Genomic DNA, 9,884 nt, shown 5'->3' with positions numbered 1-9,884 from the left:
CCATTCAATGTGATGGTCAGCCCGCAACCGCCCGCTAGGCTCGCCGCAATCGTTGACTGGGACACCGGCACCATCGGTGATCCATTGCTCGACATCGGACATCTGCTGGCGCGCTGGACGGAGCCGGGTGAGGAACCCGTTATCACCCTCCAGGCTGGCGGCGCCGACGGCTATCCGACTCGCTCCCAAATGGCGACCCGTTATGCCGAGCGCACCGGACGTGATCTCTCGGCGCTGCCCTACTACCAGGCTCTGGCGTTGTTCAAGCTGGCCGTGATCCTGGAGGGGTCGCACGCTCGGCAGGTCAAGGCGGGCATCGACCCGGACCGAACCGACATGGGACCTCGGGTGATTCGCCTGCTCGCCGGGGCCGCGGAGTTCGCCCGCGGGCAGCGCAAGTGAGGTCGCGCGCATGACCGAACCACTCACCGAGCGACGCCGACGACTCGTGCGCGACGACATCGGCCGGGCTGCCGTGCATCTGTTTGCCGACCAGGGCTACGACAACGTCACCGTCGCCGACATCGCCGCAGCGGCGGGTATATCCGAGCGCACCTTCTTCCGGTACTTCGCGACGAAGGACGATGTGCTGTTGGCTTACGAACGCCACCTGTGGGACCGTCTGGTCGCCGCGGTGGCCGCCCGCCCGGCCGAAGAAGGCCCCGTCACCGCCTTGCGTGAGGCATTCCTGTCGACCTCTCGCGTCGAACCGGCCGACCGGTCGCGGGCCGCGCAGCTGGGCAGCATCCTCGCGCGGGCGCCCGAACTCAACGCCCGCAGCCGAGGCCATCGGCTGCTCAACGATTCCGATCTGGTCGAGCAGGTCGTGGCCCGCTTCCCGGCGAGCACCGCCACGACCCGTGGCCAGGACCGGGTGATCGTGACCGCGATGAATGCGGTTGCGGCAGCGGAATTCGGCGCTTGGTCGCAGTCCGGCGGCCGCGGTGATCCAGCGGCTCGCATCGGCGCGGCGCTGGCCGTGCTGGAAGAGGGACTCGCTCGATTCGACCGAAGCGCATTGTATGGCGATGACGTTCCGGACGGATTCGACCGAAGTGCCCACGAGGTCGCTCGGTCACCTGTTGCCCGGACGTGACTATTGTCTGGCGGATTCCGAAGGCCTGGTGCTGCCGGTCGGTCAGGCGGGCGAGCTTTGCGTTCGGGGTCCGCTGACATGTCGGGATACCTGCCGCCGGGTGGGATCCTGGACCCTGACACCAGCGGTGCCGGATGGCCGGCGCACCGGCGACATCTACGTCTCGGACGACTCCGGAATCCTTCGCATCCGTGGCAGGTCGCGCGAGGTAGTCATCCACGGTGGTGCCAACATCTACCCCGCGGAGGTGGAACAACAGCTGTCCCCACACCCCGCGGTGCGAGGAGTCGCGGTCTTCGGTGTGCCCGATCGCCGGCTCGGGCAGCAGGTCGTCGCCGCGGTCCTGCCGGCCGTTGGGGCCGACAGTCAAGCCTGCCGCCCTCGCAGTTTCGCGGAGGACACACTCAGTCCAAGCAAGCGCCCGGCGAAATGGCTTGTCCTCGAGGAATTTCCGCGAACAGCATCCGGCGAAGTGCGCAAGCACCTGCTGGCCGCAGAAGCGGCCAGAGTGGATGGCGACGGCCAGTGGTGACAACGGTGCGATCCTGACTGGGGTGCCGGGCTATACGGCGCGGCGGTGGTGACGCCGTGGAGGCCGCGCCAGCCCCGGTCTAGCCATCGAGCGGTGATCGCGCCGTTGGTTGTTGGCGTCCGTCATCGCTGCGACGATGGCCGCCGCAACCTGCAATCAACAATCCCCTGGTGAGGCCCGGCAGGAGTCTAGATCGCGGTGGCTCAGCAGGCCCCGGATCGGATTCGTGCCACGCGCACGCCCGGGCTTCACGGTTACCAGTCTGCCGTGGCTGTCGCCAGTCGGGTGAATACAGTTAGATGAATTGCCTATTAGGTTGGGTCGCCAGCACGCTCCATGTTTGTCCGATGTGGCGGAGTTCGGTGGGGCGCGCCGCGTAGCCCAATTCGATCCCTTTGCTCGATTTCCACTCCGGAGCTGTCTGCTCAGAGTCTGCGAACGCTTCAATCCACGCATAAGTGATCCAGTTTGATGTGCCCGAAAACCGCTGGTATACGCGAGCGCCGCATTGTGATGAGCCTTGCCCGGAAGGGTCCGAATTAGTTAAATAGTTCTGTTAAATCGGGGGCCTTCGGCGGATTGTGCACCGGTCGCGTCGACGCCGGGAGGGACTACTACGGGCAGCACCGCGTCAATGCCCTTGGCGACTAGGACTGGTAGCGGGTGGCCGTCGGTCGTGGCCCAGCGGCGGTATGCGGTGGTGACGGCGCCCAGTACCGCACTGGCCCGCACTTCCCAGATCAACGAATCGCCGGCCTCGGCGTTTGGCAGCTGTGCAGGGTCACTGGCGGCGCGGAGCGCGCCGGCCACCGTGGTCTGTGCACTGTTAGCCGCCGCCAGGAAATGCCGCCACGCCTTTTCGTCGGCTGCGGCCAATCGCATCATTTCGCGGCTTTCTGCGGTGAGCGCGTTATCGGTGCGCTCTACTGATTCGATAATCGCATCGCGCAACGGCAGCCGGTGTACGTTTTCGAACAATTCATTTATAAATTTTGCTGCCGATTCCTCCGTCACCGCTGCAAACAAATCGCTCTTACTTCCGAAATATCGATAAAGAGTTCTCGGGGAAACCTTGGCAATAGCAGCAACGGTTGACATTGTCGTCGCCGTGTAGCCGCGGACGCGGAAGGCGTGCACAGCCGCGGCGACGATCTCGTGCCGTGTCGCTTCGACGCGCTCCTGCCTCGGTACCGCCTTGTAACTGGGCAAAGAGGTCACGCTGCGACGACGAGGCACCTGTCGCAGTGTGCCATAGGCACGGACTGCCACACCAGAGGTCGCAGTCGGGATGGGCAAGCTCCACCCCGCTAGACGGCCGCATAGCAAAGCCGCAGGAAGGGTTGGATTACGAAGCTCGTAAATTACAAATTAGTGCTAGCGCCTGTTGCTCCCACTTAGTTTTATAGTGTACGGTTCACGGCAGCTTGTGTGGTGGCTCACAGTATTGTCTGGTCAAAGCGATATCGGGGGACTGAGGAGTGTTGTCGTCAATGCAGCGTGTGACGCAGCTTGCCGGAGTCATCCGATGACCGCGTTAGGTGCGCTCCCGTCAGGCCTTAATGCGCTCGCCAAGCCGGTGCGCGCGGTGGGCGAGTTCTTCGCGATGTCACTGGATACCTCCGTGGCGCTTGTCCGGCGTCCGTTCGCCATGCGTGAGTTCCTGGTGCAGACGTGGTTCGTAGCCCGGGTATCGCTGCTCCCCACGGTTTTGCTCTCCATCCCGTTCACCACCTTGGTGGTCTTCGTACTCAATGTGCTGCTGGTCGAGATCGGCGCCGCCGACTATTCGGGCAGCGGCGCGGCGCTGGGCACGGTCAACCAGATCGGGCCCATCGTCACCGTGCTGGTGGTAGCCGGCGCCGGCGCGACGGCGATGTGCGCAGACCTTGGGGCCCGCACCATCCGCGAGGAGCTCGACGCGATGCGAGTCATGGGAATCGATCCGATCCAGGCGCTCATCGTGCCCCGGGTGTTGGCCGGCACGCTGGTGGCGCTGATGCTGTCGGCTTTGGTCACCATGGTCGGCCTCGCCGGTTCGTTCGTATTCTCGGTCTACATCCAGCACGTCACACCCGGAGCCTGGGTGGCCGGGTTGACATTGATCGTCGGATTGGCAGACGTGATCATCGCGATGGTCAAGGCCGCCCTGTTCGGTCTGTCCGCGAGCCTCATCGCCTGCTACAAAGGCATTTCCGTCGGGGGCGGGCCAGCCGGGGTGGGCAACGCGGTGAACGAAACCGTGGTCTACACGTTTATGGCGCTGTTTGCCATCGACGTGATCGCCACCGCCGTGGGGGTCAAGGTGAGCGCCAAGTGACCGCGGCCGCGCCCAGCACTCTGTGGGGACGGGCCACGGGTCGCGGGAAGAACTTGGCCGCGGAATGGAATCGAGTCGGCCGCCAAGTGCAGTTCTACGCAGCCACGTTGCGTTCGATCGGCGATGTCGTTGTCACCTACAAGACCGAGTTGTTTCGACTGATCGCACAGATGGCCTTGGGTACCGGGGCTCTGCTGCTCATCGGAGGGACCGTCGTCATCGTGGCATTCCTGACGATGTCGGCCGGTGCCCTGGTCGCGGTTCAGGGCTACAACGCGTTGGCCAACGTCGGTGTCGATGCGCTGGTGGGATTCGTCTCCGCGTTCGTCAACGTTCGGCTCGCCGCCCCGCTGATCTCCACCGTGGGCTTGGCAGCAACCATCGGTGCAGGGGCGACCGCCCAGTTGGGCGCCATGCGCATCAACGAAGAGATCGACGCGCTGGAAGTCATGGGTGTGCGGTCGATCGCCTACCTCGCATCGTCGCGGGTGCTAGCGGGCGTGATAGTCGTGGTGCCCCTCTACTGCATCGCCCTGATCGCGTCGTTTGTGGCGTCGGAAGTTGTGGTTGCAATGTACGGTCAGTCGTCGGGCGTCTACAACCACTATTTCCATACGTTTCTCAATCCCGTCGACATGCTGTGGTCGGTGGGATTGGTGATTCTGTCCGGTGTGGTGGTGATGTTGGTCCACACCTACTACGGCTACACCGCGTCGGGCGGGCCGGCCGGCGTCGGTGAAGCCGTCGGTCGCGCTGTCCGGGCTTCGCTCGTCGTCGCGGTGTTCGTCATCCTGTTCGCTTCGTTGGCCATCTACGGCCACACAGGCAACTTTCATCTCGCGGAGTGATGGCATGGAACGCAAACGCAGAGAGAGTCGATTGCGCCCGGCATGGTGGACGGCGTTGCTCGTCGTCGGAATCGTCGTGACCGTCGTGATGTGCATGGAGCTCTTCAATCGATCGTTCAATTCGTATGTCCCCGTGACTCTTACGTCCGACCGGGCCGGTCTGATGATGGAGAGCGGCGGCAAGGTGAAGCTGCGCGGGGTCGACGTGGGGCAGGTGGCGGCTGTCACCGGTGGCGGTCAGGACGTGAGGCTCAAGCTGGACATCGACTCCGACCAGGTGAGGTACATCCCCGCTAACGTGGAGGCCAAGATCAAGGCCACCAGTGCGTTTGGCAACAAATACGTCGAGCTGATCTATCCCGATCACCCCAGCGCCGCCAGGGTCTCGGCCGGTGAGGTGCTGCATTCTCGCAACGTGGCCACCGAGGTCAACACGGTATTCCAGAACCTGGTCAACCTGCTGCACTCGGTCGATGCGTCGAAACTGAATGCGGTGCTGACCACACTGGCTGAGGGACTGCGCGGTCAGGGCGACCGGATCGGCGAGGCGATCACTGATGCCAATCAGGTTCTCCTGGCGGTCAACCCGCGCAGCGAGACGATCCGGCGTGATTGGCGGGCGGTGGGGGCTGTCAGCGACACCTTCAGCGCCGCAGCGCAAGACATTCTGCGAACCCTCGATGCGGCAAGCACCACCAGCACGACGCTGACAGACGAATCGAAGTCGCTGGAAGCCTTGCTGCTCAATGCCATTGGATTGGCGCGCACGGGCATTAACACCCTCGGCCCGAACGAGGATAACCTCATCAACGCGGTCAACCTGCTCAATCCCACTACCAGCCTGCTGCTGAAGTACAACCCCGAGTACACCTGCTTGATGGTCGGGACCAAGCATTTCCTGGACACCTTCGGCTATTACGCCGCCGGTGGTGGGAACGGGTACAGCCTGATCACCGATTCCGGGATCATGTTCGGCGAGGACCCCTACGCCTATCCAGACAATCTGCCCATCGTTGCAGCCAAGGGTGGGCCGGGCGGGAAACCCGGCTGTGGGGCATTACCGGATCCGGCCAAGAACTACCCGGCCCGCTATGTGGTCACCAACACCGGATGGGGGACCGGCATGGATATCCGACCCAACATCGGTTTGGGCCACCCGTGCTACGCGCAGTATTTCCAGGTGACCAGGGCCACGCCCCAACCGCCGAGCTTGCGCTGTGTCGGACCGCCGTCACCGGGTCTGGCCGTCCCCGCGCCGGGGCCATTACCGCTGCCGCCGCCTCCGGGTGGCCCACCCGCGGCATCCGCCGCCGTCCCACCACCGAGCCCATGAGTCGCCTCGACCGAAGGAAAATGCGATGAGAGAGAACCTCACCGCCATCCTGTGGCGCTTAGGCCTGTTCATGGTGGCGTGCACGCTGGGCATCGTCGCGATCATCGCCGTATTCGGCCAGATCAGGTTCCAGCAGGAAAAGAGCTACAACGCCGTTTTCACCAACGTCACCGGGCTTCGCGACGGCAACTTCGTGCGCATCGCCGGAGTCGAGGTTGGCAAAGTCAAGAAGATCACCGTCAACGACGACGCCACGGTGACCGTCCGCTTCTCGGCTGACGATTCGGTGGTCCTCACGCAAGGCAGTAAGGCAGTCATCCACTACGAAAACCTCATCGGTGACCGGTATTTGGCGCTCGAAGAAGGAGCGGGATCCATTCAGCGCCTCCAACCCGGCCAGACCATCCCAATCCAAAGAACGCAGCCTGCTTTGGATCTGGAGGCACTGATCGGGGGATTCCGGCCGTTGCTGCGGGCGTTGAATCCCATTCAGGTGAACGCGCTGACCGGCCAGCTGATCCAGGTCTTCCAAGGTGAGGGGGCCACGATCAGCTCCTTTTTGGCGCAGACCGCCTCGGTAACAAACACTTTGGCCGATCGCGACCGGCTCATTGGTCAAGTGATCGATAATCTGAACACGTTGCTGGGGTCGCTGGGGGACCAGAGCAAGCAGTTCGACAAGGCGGTTGACTCGGTTTCGGAGTTAGTGAAGGGCCTGGCCGATCGACGCGCAGACATCACCACTGGGGTGGCCTACATCAACGCCGCCGCGGGCTCGGTGGCCGATCTACTCGATCAGGCGCGCGCGCCCCTGCAGAACACCGTCCACCAGCTCGACCGCACCGGCGGACAGATCATGGCCGACCACGACTACGTCGACAACCTGCTGGAACATTTGCCCGAGAAGTACGCGATCCTGGCGCGCCAGGGCCTTTACGGCGATTTCTTCAGCTTCTACCTGTGCGACGTGATCCTCAAGCTCAACGGCAAAGGTGGCCAGCCAGTGTACGTCAAGGTGGTCGGTCAGGCCACGGGCAGGTGCACTCCGAAATGAAGAGTTTCTCCGAGCGCAACCCGATGATCATCGGTGCGGTGGGTCTGGGCGCGACGTTGGTGGTGGTGCTGGCCGCTCTGCAGTACGACAAGCTGCCGTTTTTTTCCGACGGAAAGACGTACAGTGCCTATTTCGCAGAGGCCGGCGGCCTGAGGAACAACGCCAACGTCCAGGTGTCCGGCTACCGCGTCGGTCAGGTGTCAAGTATCAGGCTCGACGGCCCCAAAGTATTGGTGACGTTCAAGGTTGCCGGCAACATTCGGCTAGGCGATCGTACCGAGGCGGCCATCAAGACCAATGCACTTCTCGGAACGAAGATCCTGGAAGTAACTCCGCGCGGTCAAGGCTGGACCTCGCAGACCATCCCGCTCGAGCGCACCACGTCGCCGTACCAGCTCTCGGAAGCGCTCGGCGATCTGACGAAGAACATCAGCGGGCTGGACACCGATTCGCTGTCCGCGTCATTGACCACACTGGCGCAGACCTTCAAAGACACTCCGCCGGACGTGCGGATCGCGGTCGAGGGGATCGCCCGCTTCTCCCAGGCGCTCGACAACCGCGATCTGCAGCTACGCAACTTGTTGGCGAACGCCAACAAGGCCAGCACGGTGCTGGCCAAACGCACCGACCAGATTGTCGAATTGATCGGCAACACCAATGCGCTACTGGCTTCCCTGCTGTCGCAGAGCAGCGCGCTGGATCAGATCGCCAACAACGTGTCGGCGCTCAGTAAGCAACTTTCTGCGCTGGTCGCCGAGAACCGTGCTCAACTGCGGCCCGCGCTGGACAAGCTCAGCGGTGTACTGACCATCCTCGACAATCGCAAAGACCGGATCCAGAAGTCCATCAAGTTGCTCAACGCCTACGCCATGTCGCTCGGGGAATCGGTGTCCTCGGGCCCGTTCTTCAACGCATACCTTGTCAACCTCTTACCGGGACAATTTGTCCAGCCATTCATCGACGCCGCGTTTTCCGATCTCGGCCTCGATCCGCACGTGTTGCTGCCGTCCCAGCGGACCGATCCTCAAACGGGACAGCCGGGGACACCCCCGCTTCCCCTGCCCTACCCGCGCACCGGTCAGGGTGGCGAGCCGAGAAGGACGCTGCCCGACGCGATTACGGGCAACCCGGGTGATCACCCATGCCCGCTACCCGGCCCGGGCTGCTATCCCTACCGGGAACCGCCGGCACCTCCCCCGCCCGGGGGGCCGCCGCCTGGCCCCCCCGCCTTCGTTCCCCCCGCACCGACACCAGAACCGGTCTACGTACCCGCCCCGGGAGAGGTTGCGCCATCCGCCGCGCCGGCCGGGCCACCCGCAGGAGCATCACGATGACACCGACACGACGAGTACGGGTGGCGCTCGCGGTACTACTCGTCCTGGTGCTGACCGGTGGTGTGACTGCGGCGATCCTGAACACAGTGAGCGCGCGCATGACCCGTTTCGTCGCATACTTCGACAACAGCAACAGCATCTACGCCGGGGACGACGTCGTGATCCTCGGGGTGCCGGTCGGCAAGGTGGAGAAGATCGAACCCGAGCCGCTGCGTGCCAAGATCACCTTTGCTGTTGAGGACACCTACAAGATGCCAGCCGACGTCAAAGCCGTCATCGTCTCCCCGACGCTGGTGACCGCACGGGCGATCGAGCTCACGCCCGCCTATACCGGTGGACCCACCCTCGCCAGGGGCGCGGTCATCCCGCAACAACGCACGGCGGTGCCCATCGAATTCGACGATTTGCGTGAGCAACTCGAGAAGCTCACGACGTCGTTGCAGCCGACGCAACCAGGTGGGCAAAGCGCACTTGGCCAATTCATCAACACCGCCGCAGACAACCTGCGTGGTCAGGGGGCGAACATCCGAGACACCTTGATCAAGCTCTCGCAGGCATTTTCGGCGCTGGGTGACCACAGCAAGGACATCTTCGGCACGGTGAAAAACCTGGCCACCCTGGTTTCGGCGTTGCAGTCGAGTACCGCGCTGATGCGCGAACTCAACCAGAACCTGGCGTCGGTCACGGGTCTGCTCGCCGATGACCCCCAAGCGATAGCCGACGCCGCCAAGAACCTCGATGCCGCTGTGGGCGAAGTCCAGTCGTTCGTTGCCGAGAATCGTGAGTCCATCGGAACGGTTTCCGACAAGCTCACGTCGGTCTCAAAGGCGATCATGGAGAGCCTCGACGACGTCAAGCAGACATTGCACATCTCCCCGACGGCGTTCCAGAACTTCGTCAACATCTACCATCCCGCCTACGGCGCCTTCACCGGCATCTTGAGCGCCAACAATTTCGCCGATCCGATCAGTTTCCTTTGCGGAGCGATTCAGGCGGCGTCGAGGCTTAACGCCGAGCAGTCGTCCAAACTTTGTGTGCAGTACATGGCACCAATCATCAAGAACCGCCAGATCAACTTCCCGCCACTCGGCGGTAACCCCTTCGTCGGCCCAATAGCCCGACCCAACGAGGTCACCTTCAGCGAGGACTGGCTGCGCGGGCTGGCCGAACCCGGACAAGTCAGGGACCACTACGAAGGTCCGCTGCCGGACGAAGGAGCGCCACCGCCCGGGGCGGTACCGCCGGTGGCGCCCGAAGCCGCTCCGCCGCCCGCCTCACGATCCCCCTCCGGGGGGCGTCATCAGGCCGGACAGTCCCGCGGCGGGGTCAGTCGGCGTCGCTGGGGGGGGAAGCGCTTGCGAGACAGGGGG

10 protein-coding genes are annotated in these 9,884 nt (G+C 63.6%); 9 read left to right on the top strand and 1 reads right to left on the bottom strand.

From position 1 onward, the window contains the following. From A5692_RS00890 to A5692_RS00880, 3 genes are all read left to right on the top strand, one after another. Window positions 1-402 (top strand): phosphotransferase (locus A5692_RS00890; protein ID WP_156765860.1); only part of this gene is annotated, 402 nt, incomplete at its 5' end. 10 nt (window positions 403-412) lie between these two features. Next, on the top strand, window positions 413-1,096 hold the full coding sequence (locus tag A5692_RS00885; RefSeq protein WP_068051145.1) for a TetR family transcriptional regulator: 684 nt from the start codon (window positions 413-415) through the stop codon (window positions 1,094-1,096). A 100-nt stretch (window positions 1,097-1,196) separates the two neighbouring features. Next, on the top strand, window positions 1,197-1,628 hold the full coding sequence (locus A5692_RS00880; protein WP_369830245.1) for a hypothetical protein: 432 nt from the start codon (window positions 1,197-1,199) through the stop codon (window positions 1,626-1,628). A gap of 543 nt (window positions 1,629-2,171) precedes the next feature. On the opposite strand, the gene A5692_RS27835 is transcribed toward A5692_RS00880, so the two are convergent. Beyond that, complete coding sequence (locus A5692_RS27835) at window positions 2,172-2,846, bottom strand: TetR/AcrR family transcriptional regulator (RefSeq protein ID WP_197514305.1); 675 nt, start codon at window positions 2,844-2,846, stop codon at window positions 2,172-2,174. Window positions 2,847-3,153: 307 nt separating this feature from the next. Here A5692_RS27835 and A5692_RS00870 point away from each other — a divergent pair, with 307 nt between their 5' ends. The 6 genes from A5692_RS00870 to A5692_RS00845 all read left to right on the top strand — a co-directional run. Beyond that, the gene (locus A5692_RS00870; RefSeq protein WP_068051141.1) at window positions 3,154-3,945 is read left to right on the top strand and encodes an ABC transporter permease; all 792 of its coding nucleotides are present in this window, start codon (window positions 3,154-3,156) and stop codon (window positions 3,943-3,945) included. Further along, window positions 3,942-4,793: an ABC transporter permease gene (locus A5692_RS00865; RefSeq protein ID WP_082962301.1), complete on the top strand. Its 852-nt coding sequence runs from the start codon at window positions 3,942-3,944 to the stop codon at window positions 4,791-4,793. The genes A5692_RS00870 and A5692_RS00865 overlap by 4 nt, the downstream gene beginning before the upstream one ends. Further along, window positions 4,681-6,126 (top strand): MCE family protein, encoded by a 1,446-nt coding sequence (locus tag A5692_RS00860; RefSeq protein WP_369830244.1) that lies wholly within the window; start codon window positions 4,681-4,683, stop codon window positions 6,124-6,126. The genes A5692_RS00865 and A5692_RS00860 overlap by 113 nt, the downstream gene beginning before the upstream one ends. Window positions 6,127-6,151: 25 nt before the next feature. Next, window positions 6,152-7,180: a virulence factor Mce family protein gene (locus A5692_RS00855; RefSeq protein WP_067918149.1), complete on the top strand. Its 1,029-nt coding sequence runs from the start codon at window positions 6,152-6,154 to the stop codon at window positions 7,178-7,180. Then, on the top strand, window positions 7,177-8,514 hold the full coding sequence (locus A5692_RS00850) for an MCE family protein (protein ID WP_067918147.1): 1,338 nt from the start codon (window positions 7,177-7,179) through the stop codon (window positions 8,512-8,514). The genes A5692_RS00855 and A5692_RS00850 overlap by 4 nt, the downstream gene beginning before the upstream one ends. Beyond that, on the top strand, window positions 8,511-9,884 hold a 1,374-nt coding region (locus tag A5692_RS00845), incomplete at its 3' end, for an MCE family protein (protein WP_156765858.1). The genes A5692_RS00850 and A5692_RS00845, both read left to right, overlap by 4 nt.

The organism is Mycobacterium sp. E342 (assembly GCF_001667665.1).
GTDB lineage: Bacteria > Actinomycetota > Actinomycetes > Mycobacteriales > Mycobacteriaceae > Mycobacterium.
This window is presented reverse-complemented; position numbering and strand designations above follow the sequence as displayed.

Bases quoted from the DNA above. Each gene is read 5' to 3' on its own strand.
- A5692_RS00885 (WP_068051145.1), top strand. From the start codon at position 413: ATGACCGAACCACTCACCGAGCGACGCCGACGACTCGTGCGCGACGAC.
- A5692_RS00870 (WP_068051141.1), top strand. From the start codon at position 3,154: ATGACCGCGTTAGGTGCGCTCCCGTCAGGCCTTAATGCGCTCGCCAAG.
- A5692_RS00855 (WP_067918149.1), top strand. From the start codon at position 6,152: ATGAGAGAGAACCTCACCGCCATCCTGTGGCGCTTAGGCCTGTTCATG.
- A5692_RS00850 (WP_067918147.1), top strand. From the start codon at position 7,177: ATGAAGAGTTTCTCCGAGCGCAACCCGATGATCATCGGTGCGGTGGGT.